This window comes from Pseudomonas shiyinii, assembly GCF_056725765.1.
This window is the reverse complement of sequence record NZ_CM161522.1, coordinates 2,809,240-2,823,778: the sequence shown is the minus strand read 5'-3', so window position 1 is coordinate 2,823,778 and position 14,539 is coordinate 2,809,240. Positions and strand designations below refer to the sequence as shown.

3 protein-coding genes are annotated in these 14,539 nt (G+C 66.3%); 1 reads left to right on the top strand and 2 read right to left on the bottom strand.

The window, feature by feature from the left end:
* Window positions 1-38: 38 nt before the first annotated feature.
* Both ACXHGZ_RS12685 and ACXHGZ_RS12680 read right to left on the bottom strand, forming a co-directional pair.
* The gene (locus tag ACXHGZ_RS12685) at window positions 39-11,345 is read right to left on the bottom strand and encodes a cadherin-like domain-containing protein (RefSeq protein ID WP_480460146.1); all 11,307 of its coding nucleotides are present in this window, start codon (window positions 11,343-11,345) and stop codon (window positions 39-41) included.
* A gap of 47 nt (window positions 11,346-11,392) precedes the next feature.
* Window positions 11,393-12,529 (bottom strand): AI-2E family transporter, encoded by a 1,137-nt coding sequence (locus tag ACXHGZ_RS12680; protein ID WP_324812892.1) that lies wholly within the window; start codon window positions 12,527-12,529, stop codon window positions 11,393-11,395.
* Between the two features lie 343 nt (window positions 12,530-12,872).
* Here ACXHGZ_RS12680 and ACXHGZ_RS12675 point away from each other — a divergent pair, with 343 nt between their 5' ends.
* Window positions 12,873-14,510 carry a mechanosensitive ion channel family protein gene (locus tag ACXHGZ_RS12675; RefSeq protein ID WP_480460145.1) on the top strand — a complete coding sequence of 546 codons (1,638 nt, stop codon included), beginning with the start codon at window positions 12,873-12,875 and terminating at the stop codon, window positions 14,508-14,510.
* Window positions 14,511-14,539: the final 29 nt, after the last annotated feature.

Genomic DNA, 14,539 nt, shown 5'->3' with positions numbered 1-14,539 from the left:
ATACGGTCCTTGATTTACGCGTGGTCTTTTCAGGTTGTTCATGGGCGCGGCCCTCGGCGTTGTGCGGCGTCCTGCAACTGGGCGCGCAGACCGGGGGCGGTCTGTGGGCGGTCGGCGGCAGGCACCATGTCCGCAGGCAGCGGCGCCCACAGCGACGGGTCGCTGAGCAGGCCGTCGGCGCTCAGGCCGGTGACGCCGTTGCGGCCCTGCACCCACAGGGTGTCGAGTTCGCTCCTCTGGCGGCTTTCGGCCACCGCCTGGGCGACGAACTGTCCGGGTACCAGGTCCAGGTCGGGGGCGATCCTGGCGCGGATCTCGGGCGCGGCGAACAGGCTGGCGGCATCGCCGTTGGCGCCCCGAATGATCTGCTGGCGGGCAATGTCGATACGGCGGATCTCCGGCTCCACGTACAGCGCCGGTTCAAAATCCAGAGGTGGTTCGGCGAAGGCGTTGCGCCCGGCATCGCGATCCAGGTAGGGCCCTGGTGGGATATAGGGCGAGGCGATGTCCAGGTTGATGGTCAACTGCGCCTGGTCGGTGGCCCCGGCGAGGTCGGCGATGGTGTAGGTGAATACATCCTGCAGCACCTGGCCGAGCCCCGCCGCGGCGAGCACCTCGGGGTTGCTCTGGTCGATGGTGTAGGTGTAGCTGCCATCGGCGTTGAGGGTCAGGAAACCGTAGCGGCCGGCCAGCACCTGGCCGACGCTGCCCTGGGTGCCGCCCGCTTGTTCGGCGCCGGTGCGCACGCCCACCACGGTGAGGCGATCGCCGCCGTCGACATCGCTGTCGTTGGGCAGCACGTTGCCGCTGCTTTGCGGTGCCTGGACCTGGTCGCTGGCGACATTGCTGTCGTCGCGGGCCACCGGGTTGTCGTCCGCGCCCTGGACGGTCACGTTCAATTGAGCGGTGGAGGTCGCCCCGGCAGCATCGCGCATCTGGTAGGTGAACACCTCGCGCAGGGTTTCGCCGGCGCTGCGCAAGGCCTGCACGCGCGGGTCGGCATTGTTCACTTCGTAGCGGTAGCTGCCGTCGGCGTTGAGCCGAAGGGTGCCGTAGCGCCCCTGCAGGAGCATGCCTGCGGCCGCCGATTGCCCGGTTTCGCTGGTGACGGTGAGCACCTGGCGGGTTTCGCCATTGGCCAGGCTGTCCACGTCGGTATCGTTGGTCAGCACGTTGCCGGTCGGGTCGACGCCGGGGCGGGTGTTGTTCACACCGCCCGCTTCGACGGCGATGGCCGTGTCATCCTGGGCGACGGGCGTGTCGTTGGCGCCACGGATGACGATCACCAGTTGCGTGCTGCCAGTCGAGGTCCAGCGGTCCTGGACCACGTAGGTGAACACGTCGGTCAAGGTCTGGGAGGCGGTACGCAGGGCCTGCACGGCTGGGTTGTCGTTGTCCAGCTGGTAGTGCCAGGTGCCATCGGCATCGAGCACCAGCGTGCCGTACTGGCCTTTGAGCGGTTGCCCCGGCACGCCGTCGGGCGCGCCGCTCGGGTCGGTGCCGGTACGGACTTCCACCACCGTCATCGCATCGCCTTCGGCATCGCGGTCGTTGCCCAGCACGTTGCCGCTGGGGTCCACCCCCGGGGTTGTGTTGTTCAGGCCGCCGGCCTCGACAGCCTCGGCAGTGTCCGGGTTGGCGTCCGGCGGCGAGTTGCGAGCGAAGACCACGATGTGGATCTGCGCCTGGTCGACCAGGCCGCCTGCGTCGCGCACTTCATAAGTGAAGTAGTCGCTGAGGGTTTCCAGCAGGCCCAGGGCCAGGACCGCCGGGTTGCTGTTGTCGACGCGATAGGTGAAGGTGCCGTCGGCACCGATGATCAGTTGCCCGTAGCGTCCATCGATGAGGGTGCCGTTGCTGTTGTCGGTGCCGGCGTTGACTCCGGTCAGCGTGCCGCCGGCCGATTCCTGGCCGGTACGGATACCGTTGACGCGCTTGCTGTCGCCGGCATCCACGTCGGTGTCGTTGCCCAGCACGTTGCCGCTGGGGTCGAAACCGTTGTTGATGTTGGGCTTGGCCGCCAGGGCCAGGGCAAGGTCGTCGTTGGCCACGGGGGCGTCGTAGGCCCCCTGCAGGGTGATGGTGAGCTGGGCGATATCGCTGGCCCCGGCGGTGTCGTGCATCCGGTAGGTGAATGTCTCGACCAGCGTCTGCCCGGCCTTGAGCGCCTGGACCCGGGCGTCGTTGTTGTTCACCCGGTAGCTGTAGCGGCCATTGGCGTCGATGGTCAGTACGCCGTACACGCCATTGACCACCTGGTTGCCGCTGACCGTGACGAACGTGCCGCCAGCAGCCTCGCTGCCGGTACGGATGCCATCGACCTGCTTGCTGTCGCCGGCGTCCACGTCGGTGTCGTTGGCCAGCACGTTGCCGCTGGGGTCCAGCCCCGAGGTACCGTTGGCAGTACCGCCGCGTTCGATGGCCGTGGCCTGGTCGTCGCTCGCCACGGGGTTGTCATTGCGGCCTTGGATGGTGATGGTCAGGATCGATGTGGTGGTGGCGCCGGCAAGGTCGCGAACGGTGTAGACGAAGCGCTCCTGCAGGGTTTCGCCGGAGGTCCGCAGGGCCTGCACCAGCGGGTTGCTGTCATCTACCACGTAGGTGAAGCTGCCATCGGCGCGCAGGGTCAGGGTGCCGTAGGCGGCCGTGAAGGCGCTGCCCACCTTGCCGGTGGCCAGGCCCTGGTGGACCCCGATCACGCCCATCAGGTCGCGGCTGTCGACATCACTGTCATTGCCCAGGACATTGCCGGTGGCATTGCGCCCGGGCGTGGTGTTGGCCACGCCGCCTGCCTCCACGGCCGTCGCATTATCGGGGCGGGCCACCGGGGTATCGTTGGCACCGGTGATGGTGATGCGCAGGGCGGCCTGGTCGGTGGCGCCGGCAGTGTCGATCACGGTATAGGTGAAGGTATCGACCAAGGTATTGCCGCTGGTGCGCAGCGCCTGCACCGCGGCGTTGTCGTTGTCCAGGCGGTAGCGGTAGGTGCCGTCGGCATTGAGGGTCAGCCAGCCATAGGTGCCGCGCAGCTCGGTACCGAGGCTGCCGGTGCTGCCGCTGGCGTTCTCGGCCCCGGTACGTACGGCGTTGACGGACTTGGTCTCCTCGTTGAGCACCGAGTCGACGTCACGGTCGTTGGTCAGCACGTTACCGGTCGGGTCGCGCCCTGGCTGGTTGTTGCCCACGCCACCGGCCTCGATCGCCGTGGCACCGTCGTCGGCAGCCACCGGGTTGTCGTTCTGGCCTTCGATGAGGATGAACAGGAACGCAGGGTCGGAGAAGCCGCCCTTGCCGTCGGTGACTTCGTAGCTGAAGGTATCGATCAACCGGTCGGCATCGGTGCGCAAGCCCTGGACGGTGGGGTTGCTGTTGTCCAGCACATAGGTATAGGTGCCATCGGGGTTGATGGTCAGGGTGCCGTACTGGCCGATCAGCGTGGTACTGCCGTTGACGGGCGTGGTGGTGGTCGTGCCGGTGCCGATGGCGGACACGGTGATCGGGTCGCCGTCCGGGTCGTGGGAGGTGCGGGTCACGTCGCCGCTGGGGTTGATGCCCGGCAGCTGGTTGTTCACGCCACCTTGCTCGACCGCACGGCCAACCACGATCTGGGCCACGGGTGGGTCGTTGACGCCATGGATGGTGATGACCAGCTGGGCGCGGTCGGTGAGGCCTTCGGTGTCGGTGATTTCGTAGGTATAGATCACCTGCACGGTCTGCCCGGCGGCCAGGCCTTGGATGGTCGCGTTGGCACTGTTGACGTCGAAGACGAACGACCCGTTGGCACCGATGGTCAGGGTGCCGAAGGCGGCCGGGTCGATGACCTGCACACCGTTCTGCTCGGCGTAGACGGCGTCGATCACCCGGCCATTGCCGGCGTTGCTGCCGACCGGGACCGAGGTCATGCCAGGGTTGGAGAGCTCGGTCGCCGAGCTGATGCCGGTGACGTTCAGGCGCGTGCTGGGGCGGTCGGCGCGATCGACGTCGAGGTCGACGCCGTTGCCGCCGGGTTGGTTAAGGCCGCCCCCGCGGCTGGGGAAGAGGATCACGTTGCCGACGGGGTTGCTTTCTTCGCCCGGGGTGTTGGTCGCGGCCGCCTGGGCCACGGCGCGGTCGTCACTGGCCACCGGGTTGTCATAGGCGCCCTTGATGGTGATGCGCAGTTCGGCCAGGTCGCTGAGGTTGCCGGCATCGGTCACCCGGTAGGTGAAGTACTCGATCAACTGGTCGTTGGCGCCAAGGCGCTGCACGGCGGTGTTGCTGTTGTCCACCACATAGGTGTAGGCGCCGTTGGCGCTGATGGTCAGGGTGCCGTAGGTGCCGTTGATCACCACCGGCGCGTTGGTGACCGGCACGATGGCGCCGGAGGCGCTCTCGCGCAGGTTGCGCACCCCGGTGACGGTCTTGGTCTCGCCGTTCTGGTCCACGTCGGTGTCGTTGCTCAGCACGTTGCCGACGGCATTGCTGCCGGGCGTGCCGTTGTTGACGCCGCCAGCCTCGAGCGCCTGGCCGTCGTCGTTCACGGCCACCGGGGTGTCGTTGGCCCCCTGGATGGTGACGGTGAGCGTCGAGGCACTGGTAGCGCCGGCCAGGTCGCTGATGGTGTAGGTGAAGACCTCTTGCAGGGTGTTGCCGGACAGGCGCAGTGCCTGCACCGCAGGGTCGTCGTTGTCGACGATATAGGTGCTGCCGCCGGCCGAGGAAATGACCAGCTTCCCGTACAGGCCGACGATCTCCACCGTACCGTTGACCGGTACGCCCAGCTGCGTGCCGCCTTGCAGCCCGGCGCGGATCACCCGGATGGCATCGCCATTGGTGGCGATATCGACGTCGCTGTCGTTGGCCAGCACATTGCCGCTGGGGTCGCTGCCCGGGGTCTGGTTGCGGGTGCCACCGGCTTCGACGGCGATGGCGCTGTCGGGCCGGGCCACCGGGGTATCGTTGACCGGGTCGACGATCAGCTGCACGGTATCGGTGTCGCTCAGCGCATCCTGCGGGTTCTGCCCGGGGATGCCGTCGTGGTTGGCATCACCGAAATTGCCCCGGTCGTTGGTGACCATGGTCAGGGTTTCGCTGGTGCCGGCGGTGTTGAAGTCCTGGTTACCCTTGTAGTAGAGCTGCGAGAGCAGGGCGTTGAGCTGCGACAGGGTGCCGGTCAAAGTCAGGGTGCCGCTGGCCCCCGCGGGTGGGGTGGCGCCGGGCGCGGGCGGCGTGGCGCTTTGCCAGAGCACGCCGTGGCGCACGGTCAAGGTGACGGACATCACCCCGCTGCCAGCGTCCGAGTCGCTGACGGCCAGGCCGTTCAGGTGCAATACAGTGTCTTCCTGGCCGCGTTGGCCGGGGAGGGTGTTGACCGGTGCTTCGTTCAGGTGCACGTAGCCGGCGTTGGCGGTGCCGGTGCCGCCCTCGGCCAGTGTCACGCTGACATTGCCCAGGCCGCTGACACTGGTGCCGGTGTCGGTATCGATGCGCACCGCGAAGCGATTGCTGGCCGACAGCTGCAGCGACTGGGGCACGGCCACCAGGTAGTTGCCTGCCGGCAGCAGGGCGAACTGGTAGCGCCCGTTGCTGTCGGTCTGGGTGGAGAACACGCGGTCATCGGCGTTGCCGAACACCCCGTCAGCGCCGGCCCAAGTGACCTGTACACGCTGCCCGGCCAGGCCCGGGCCATCGGGAGTGGTGCTGCTGGTCGCCGAGTTTGTGTCGTTCCACAGCGTGCCCTGCACGACGCCGAGGCCGGCGCCTTCGCTGAGGATGTAGTTGTTCAGCCCGCTCGTGCCGTCCTGCCCGGTACGTTCGCCATCAGCGGTGCCGCCGGTGCCGGGGCGCGAGCCGCCCCAGCCACCGGTCTCGAAGCTGGTCGGCAGGCTGCTCCAGGTGAGCACTGCGGCACTGGCGGCGTTGTCCGGCACCACGGCATTGGGCACGGTGACGCGGTAGACCACCTGCACCCGGTCACCCACCACCAGGCGGTCGAAGTCCACCGACAGAGCGCCGCTGGAGGTGACCCTTACCCCGGCGGGCAGGTTCGCCAGGTCTAGTGCGCTGCCGTTGACCAGGATGCTTTGCACCTGGTAGTTGCTGCCATTGGGAAACTGGTCCTGCAAATGGACGTTGTAGGCGGGGATGTCGCCGTTCTGGGTGAAGCCCACCGACACCGTGGCAGTGGTGCTGCCGGTGCCCGGCAGGATGTCGATGACGTGTTTGTCCAGGCCGGTGAAGCTCGGTTCCACCACTCGCTCGAAGAGCTGTTCGCTCTTGCCCCGGTCTACATCCTGGCCCGGCAGGCCGACATGCTCGAACGCCTGCACGCCCAGTGAAGCACCGCTCTGGTTGCTCGCCACGTTGGTGACGCGCACGTTGAACTCGAGGATCACGCCTTCGGCATTGGTGTCGGAGGTTTCGCTGTTGCGCACGTTCCCCAGGTTGAAGGTGACCGTCTGGCTGCCGTTGGCATTGGTGACGATACTGAGGTTGCTGGCATTGCCGTCGAATACGCCGTTGGGCCTGACCCCGCTGAGGTCGGCATTGATCGGTTGGGACACCGCGCTGTCCTGGTCGCCGGGCATCCACAGGGTGCCGCCCTTGATCAGGTCGGCATCGGTGGTCAGACCGTTGAAGGTGTTGGACACCATGGCGATGAGGATGTTGTTGAGGTCGGCAGGGATGAACGACAACCCCGCACCCAGTTCGATGCGAATCTGGTAGTTGGGGTTGTCGCCCACCGGCACCAGTACCGACACGCGGTAGCGGATCACTTCGCCCACGGCAACGTTCTCGCTGATGCCGGCGGTATCGACGTTGCCGGATGCATCCCGGGGTGGGGGCGTATCGGGCAGGCCGCCGACGTGGGAGATACGGACCCCGTTGGTGACCGGGAATACCAGGGCGGAGTCGAGCCGGTAGTCGTTCAGCGTACCGCCGTTGAGCACGCCGTCGGCGCCGGTGCGTTCAGCGGTGTGGTTGCCGTCCAGGCTGGTCCAGCGAACCTGGGCGTTGTTGGTGAAGGCGGCCAGGCCGGCGGCGGTCGCATTCACCGTACCGCGCAGGTGCAGGACGATGCTGCCGCCCTTGGCGATGTCGATATTGGCACCCGTGGCCGTGCGCAGCTGGCCACCCTGGATGACAAAGTCCACGCCACCATTGTTGGTGGCTCCTTGGTAGACCACGCCGGTGATGGTCACGCCGTCGAGCTGGCTGGGCAGGTTGTCCAGCAGGCTGATGTCGAAGGCATCGAAATCGCTCGAGGCCGTGCCGTTGCGCAGGGTGAGGGTGAAATCGATGATGTCGCCTTGGTCGAAGCCGCCGAAATCGGGGGTGGTGTCGATGTTCTGGATGATCTGCAAGGTCGGCTCGCGCAGGGTGACTGTGGGCGCGCCGCCGCTGAGGTTTACCTGGCGATCGAGCGCGACCGTGCCGTTGGGGGTGTTGCCGTCGATGTCCTGGTAACGCAGGGTGGCGCTGTTCTGCAGCGAGCGGTTGGCTTGGTTGCCGCTGACGTTGCTGGCTACCAGGCGCACACGGATCACGAAGGCATTGTTGCCGGTGTTGTTGTCGGCGCTGGTGGCCGAAACACTGAAGGTAAAGCGCGCGTCGACCCCATCGCTACCTAATGTGCCCCCGACGCCGCCGACTGCGCTGATGACTACGCTGCCAGCGAAGTCCTGGCTCAGGCTGCCGCCGCTGCCCAGTGCCGTGAGGATCTGCTGGTAGCCCAGGTTGTTGTTGAAGGTGGTATCCAGGCGCATGCCTGGCGGGATCAGGTCGTCGATGCTGAGGTTGCGTGTGGTGCCTTCCGGCAGACGCACGATGATGTCATAGAGCATGCTTTCGCCGACCACCAGGTTGCTGCCGGTGGTGTGACCGGCGCTGGAGTCGCCGTTGTCCAAGCTGCCGCCGGCGAAGGTCTTGCTGATCACTGGGGCGGCGACTTGTTGGTTGGCGACCTCGGTCAGGTCCACGGGGGTGAAGTCGGTGCCGCCTTCGACACTGGCGTAGTGGCTCAGGGTGGCCGTGCTGCGCAGGGTACGGCTGGCGGCCACGCTGTTATTGACGGTGACGTCATAGGTGATGACGACGATGTTCTGGCCGCTGCTGTCGGCGGTTGTCCCGGCGCGCCCCGGCAGCAGGGTGGGCTGGGCGCCGGCATCGAGGAAGGTGATCTGGTTGCCGCTGACGCGGTAGTCCACGCCCGCGCGCAGCTGGGTGCCATCACCGCGGTAGATCTGCAGGTTGGCCGCGGCCAGGCTGCCGCCGATGAAGGTCAGCTCCGGGGGCAGGGTGATGCTGGTCACTACGTCATAGGCGCCACCGCCGCCGCTGTTCTCGATGGCCGTGGCCAGGCGCAGCCTGTCGCCGCCATCGATGCCCGAGACATCGCCGTTGATCGCGGACAGCTCGGTGACGCTACCGGTGAACGGGCGCCCGCCAGTGCCGGGCTGGGTCCAGCTGCCGGTGGTGCCGGTGACGCTGCCGTTGCTGCTGGAGACCACACCGTGGCGGATGTCCAGCACCGGTTCTGCGACTGACACCACCACGGCCACGTCCGAGCTCAGCAACGGGTCTTTGTTGATCGTGGTGGTCTGGCTGGACTGCGCCAGCACGTCCAGCGAGCGCTGGTCGGCGAAGGGCTGGTCGCCTACGCGCAGGGTGAAGGTGAGCTCGATGCGCCCACCGGCGGCCTGGTTGACGCTGTACTGGCCGAAGTCGAACACTACCGAGTTGCCGGGCCCGCTGGACACGGTGACCGCCCGCGACGGGTCGCTCTCGCCAGGGCCGAAGCTCCATTGGCCGACACCGTTGCCGACAGTCCATGTCACGCCACTGACGTCGAGTAGCGGCAAGGGCAGGTAGGCGGTGAGCTGGAAGTTTTCGTAGTCGCCGGTGACCAGGTCATAGGAGAGTTGGAACGTTATCAGGTCGCCGGGGCGGATCTCGCCGCTGGTCGGAGGCGTGCCGTTGTTCACTTTGAGGATGTCGATGTCGACCTGGCTGGTCGGCACGGTGCTGACGGTGCTGGAGCCGTCGGTCTGGAGGCCTGTCCCCAGGTTCACGGCATCGAGCAGCACGGTAGCGCTCAGGGTGGCATTGTTGCCGACGCTGTCGCCTTCGTTGATGTCCTTGTGCGGTGGGTAGTTGCTGACATAGGCCTGGCTGATCACCGCGTTGTAGCTGATCACTGCCAGGGTGGCTGACGTGCGGGTGTCGTCGAAGGCCAGGTCGCCGAACAGGGCGCCGAGCGTGCCCGATGCCCGGCGCAGCGACTCGGCCATGTCGATCACCAGGGTGGTGGTGCCATCGGCGTTCGGGGTTTGCGTATAGACCAGCTGGATCGTGCCACTGGCTCCGTCCTGGCTCACGGTCATGGTCAGCGGCCCGCTTATGGTCTGGCCGTCGGCCAGGGTGTCGACGATACGGAACTGACCGTTCTGCAGGATATTGCTGCCGAAGGCGAAATAGTCCGACAGCGCCACGTTGAGCACATAGCGCAGGGTATCGCCCGGGCTCAGGCCGGTGCTGCCGAGGTCGGTCTGCAGCACGGCTTGCTTCTGCAGGGTGATGGACTTGGCGACGAACTGCGCGCCGGTACCGTCGCCGGTGGTGCTGAAATCCACCTCGGTGGCCGGCGGGTTGAGGTCGCGTGGGTCCAGGGGTGTCCATTCGCCAGTGGCAGTGGGGGTACCGAAGGCGATGGTCACCGGGTTACCGGTGCTGGGGTCGAGCACGGCGTTGCCCGCGCCGCCCACCTCTGGCACATAGAACGTCACCCGGGAGGTGGCGGGGGCACTGAGGCTGTCATAGGTGATGCTGTAGGCGGTGATGAACACGCTGTCACTGTTGATCGCCGCGGCGATCAGCGCAGGGTTGGTCAGCACCGTGCCATTGCGCAGGGTGACGGAGGTGAGGGTGCCCCCCGCGCCGGGGGTGATGGCCGTGACCTGGACTTGGTCCGGCACGTTCTGGGTGACCACTACGTTGTGCAGGGTCTGCCCGCTCGCCGGGGTGACGGTGACGGTCTGGTTGTGGGTGAAGTTCGGGCCGGTGGCGGTTTCGCCTTCGGTCATGTCCAGGTTCTGGGTCAGTTCCACCAGGGTGGGGTTGACCACCAGCGCGTGCAGGCTGGCTTCCACCAGGCTCGGGTCGACGGTGGGGTTGTTCAGCGAGTCGTTGCCGTATTCGAAACCGGCACGGGTATTGATGGTCAGGGCCGGGCTGCCATTGGTGTTGCTGGTGTCGGCCAGGTTGCTCAGGCGCGCGGTGACCTGCACGGTGATGTCCGGCTGGTCCTGGGAAACACTGGCATAGGGCACCTGCAGCACCACGAACTGATCGCCCGGGCGCATGCCCACACTGGCGGCGGTGACCACCAACGGCTTGCCGTCGGCCCCTTTGGCCAGCGGGTGGGTGGCGTTGCCGGCGGCGTCGAAGGTGACCACGTAGCTGGTCAGGGCCTGGCCCAGGTAGGAGGCGCCGACGAAGCTGATACCGTCGTCGCCGTCCTTGCCGGTGGTGGGCAAGAACAGGTCGATGTACGGGGCATAGCCGACCTGGCTTGCACCGTTGCGCAGGTCCACCTCGAAGGTGAAGGTGTTGCCGATCAGCACGTCGTTGCTGGGCATGCTGATGCTGGTGGTTGGCGCGGCATTGGCCAGCAGGCCTTGGAACCGTTCCAGGCTGGCGGCCGAAAGGGCGATGCCCTGGTCGATCACGCCGTTGCGTACCTCTAGCGCCCAGTCGCCACCTGCGGCGCGGCTGCCGGTGGCGTTGCTGGAGGCGCCCACGTCGGCGCCGGTCCAGCGCGCCAGGCGGTCCACCAGTGCCTGGCCGGCCGCCCCGGCACCGATGTCACAGCCATAGAGCTGGATATCGGCTCCGGCGCTGAGCTCGGCCTGCCACTGGCCCAAGGTGCTACCGAACTGGTCGAGGTTGGCGGCGGTGAAGGTCTGGTTGCCCAAGGTGAACTGCCCGGCAGCGCCGTGGGAGAATACTTGGATCGAATCGACCGTGCCCATCTGGGCGAGGGCGGCGCTGATGGCCGCCAGGGCATCCTGGCCGGCATCGACCACCAGGGTGAGGGTGTCCGCGCCGAGGCCGGTGGTCAGTTGCTCGCGATTCTCCACGCGGCTGTCGAGTACCACCAGGGTTTTCGGCACCGTCGATGTTGGGCCTGTGGCTGTGCGTTGGTCCGGGGTGGACGGATGAGCGTCGGCCTGTGCGGCGTCGCCTGTATCCTGGTGATGCTGGTCAGCCGCGGCGCTCGCGGCGGCGCCATCGAACAGGATTCTCGGTTCAAGGGCCAGGGTCTGGCTCTGCGGGCGGAAAACCTTTGCGTTGTGTCCCATATCCATTTGCAATCCATCCTGAGAAAGGGGCGCACCCCGGTACTTCGCGCGGATCAACGCTCGCTTGGGTGGGTATCGGCCAGCTCGTCGTCGGGCAGGGTGTCGGCCTTTCCAGGCGCGGCCGAGGCCTGGCCGACCCAGGAATTGAACAGCTCATAGCCGATGGCCAGGATCACCGGCCCGATGAACAGGCCGATGAAGCCGTGGCTGATCATCCCGCCGAGGGCGCCGATCAGCACCACGGGCATCGGTACCGACACCCCGCGGCCGAGCATCAAGGGCTTGAGCACGTTGTCCGAGAGCCCGGCGGCGATGGTCCAGATGGCGAACACGATGGTCGCGGCATTGGCGCCTTGCTGGCTGAACACATAGATGACGATGGGCAAGGTGACCAGCAGCACCGGCAGTTGCATGATCCCCAGCAACAGCACCAGCAGGGCCAGCAGCCCGGCGGCGGGGATGCCCATCACCACCAGGCCGATGCCGACCAGCAGCATTTGGATGAAGGCGATGCCCACCACGCCCTGCGCCACCGCACGGATGGTGGCGGCGCATAGGCTGGCCAGTTCGGCGCCCCGTTCGGGGTTGAAGATTCGCTGGGAAATAGCCACGGCCCGGCGTGCGCTGCGTTCGCCATTGGCCAGGAACAGCCCGGCGATGATCAGCGCCAGGATGAACACCAGGACACCACTGCCCACACCGGCCAGCTTGAGCAACACCAGGCGGCTCACGTCCTTGAGGTGCGGTGCGGCTTGCTGGAAGGCCCAGGAAAGGTCTTCGGAGGCATGTAGCCAGATGCGGTACAGCGGCTCGCCGATCAGTGGCCAGCCTTGCACGGCCTCCGAGGGCGCGGGGATGGCGAGGTTCCATTCATGGACCGACTGCAGGGCAGCCTGGATCGAGCCGGCCATGGACTCACCGAGAAAGCCCAGCGGCACCATGAGGCAGAGCAGGATCAACAGCACCAGCAGGGTGGCGGCCTTGCCCACGGAAACGCCCAGCCATTGAGCGATGCGCAGGTTGAGTGGGTTCAAGGTCACCGCCAGGATCACGGCCCAGATCATGACACCGAGGAAGGGATAGAAGATCTGGTAGCAGAACAACGCCAGGACGGTGATCAACCCCGCCCGTATCAATACATCCAGCAGCTCTTTGGGGCTGGTCGTAGCGGGGGTCTTGTTGCTTGCCATGGTCCGTTCGCGTCCTTTGCCGTTCCGTTTGACGCAACAGTCTGGATCAGACTTGCACGGGGCATCGGCCCAGTACTCTCCGATCACGACAGCTTTTTCGGCGTAAGCCACCTTGGCGGGCCGGTATTGCGTGGGTGACCTGAATGCCTGCCGAGCATGGGCCGGCCTGCAGGGCTTGGTGGCGTGGGGACGAGGAGCGAACGCGGGGTGCGCCGGGCTTGCGCGGCGTGGTGTCATGCATTGGTTATCGGTCCGACGCAGTCAACCGAAATTTGACTACGCTAAAGTCCATTCGGTCGGTAGAACGTGAAGCGGATCATCCGAGGGGACAAGGAGCGTGGGAATGAGGTGCTGGATCAGCATGAAGTCGCTGCTGTTGCTCGGTGCGTTGTTGTCGCTGTTCATGTTTGCTTCATCCCCTGCGATGGCCGAGGACAGCACCTCGGTGGAGGGCGTGCTGGGGGAGCCGGCCCAATTGAAGATCGCCAACCGACCCATCATGACGTTCCATGCCACCTTGCTGGGCGAAACACCCGCGGCCCGTGCCAAGCGCGCCGCAGCGGTGGTCGACGAGGCCTTGCAAGGGGCGGACGACACGCTCGAAGTGCGCGTCGAGCCGGTCCTCAACAGCTACCTGATACTGCTCGGTGATCGCCGGGCCTTCATCATCGCGCCGCTGGACGTGCTGCCCGGCAGCGTGTCGGTGCGTGAAGCGGCAGAGCAGGCAGCCAGCAACCTGCGCACCGTGGTGACCGAGACCGGCCAGGCACGCAGCCTGCATTTCCTGTTGAAGGCCGCAGGCTATTCGGCATTGGCGACCTTCATCTACCTGCTGCTGCTCAAGGGCACTCGAGCGATCCGGCGCAAGCTGCTCGGCCTGCTGCTGCCCCTGATGGGCAAGCATTCGCAGGTGTTCCGGGTAGGGCAGATGCCCTTGTTCGACCTGCAGAACCTCTATTACCTGGTCGATCGCCTGCTGTGGTTGCTGTACTGGCTGCTGCTGTTGCTGTTCAGCTACCAGTGGATGAGCTTCGTGCTGTCGCAGTTCCCCTATACCCGACCATGGGGAGAGAGCCTGAACGTGTATCTGCTGCGGCTGGTCGACTACCTGCTGTCGGGGATACTCGACGCGATCCCGGGCGTGGCCGTGGCGCTGTCGATCTTCTTCATCGCCCGGGGTGTCAGCGGGTTCTGCAAGCGCGCCCTGGAGCGCATGTCGCGCCCCGGGACCCTGCGCTGGCTGACGGCCGAAACCTTGCAACCCACCACGCGCCTGGTGTCGCTGGCCATCTGGCTGTTCGCCCTGGTCATGGCCTACCCGTACCTGCCGGGGTCGGACAGCGACGCCTTCAAGGGCCTGTCGGTGCTGCTGGGCCTGATGATTTCGCTGGGCGCGACCAGTGTGGTAGGCCAGGGCGTGGCCGGCCTGATCCTCACCTACACCCGTACCCTGCGGGTGGGGGAATTCGTGCGGGTAGGCGAGTACGAGGGCACAGTGATGGAAGTGGGGATGTTCACCACTACCATCCGCACCGGCCTGGGCGAGGTGCTGACCATCCCCAACTCGATGATCACCGGGTCCGTCACGAAGAACTACTCGCGCATCGTCGTCGGCCAAGGGTACATCGTCGATACGGTGGTAACCATCGGCTATGACACGCCATGGCGCCAGGTGCACGCCATGCTGGTCGAGGCGGCGCGGCGTACCCACGGCATCCTCGAACAGCCCGCGCCCCAGGTGTTCCAGACTGCGTTGAGCGACTTCTACCCCGAATACCGCCTGGTCGCCCAGGCCGTCCCCAGCGAGCCGCGCCCGCGCGCGGAACTGCTGAGCATGCTGCACGCCAACATCCAGGACGTGTTCAACGAATATGGTGTGCAGATCATGTCGCCTCACTACCTGGCAGACCCACAAGAGGCCAAGTTCGTCCCGCCGGAGCGTTGGCACACGGCCCCGGCAGTGCCGGAGCAGGACGGGTGAAACCCGCCATCGAAGGCATCCCTGCCGAT

Coding starts and splice junctions, on each gene's coding strand:
- ACXHGZ_RS12685 (WP_480460146.1), bottom strand. CDS start 11,345: ATGGATATGGGACACAACGCAAAGGTTTTCCGCCCGCAGAGCCAGACC.
- ACXHGZ_RS12675 (WP_480460145.1), top strand. CDS start 12,873: ATGAGGTGCTGGATCAGCATGAAGTCGCTGCTGTTGCTCGGTGCGTTG.
- ACXHGZ_RS12680 (WP_324812892.1), bottom strand. CDS start 12,529: ATGGCAAGCAACAAGACCCCCGCTACGACCAGCCCCAAAGAGCTGCTG.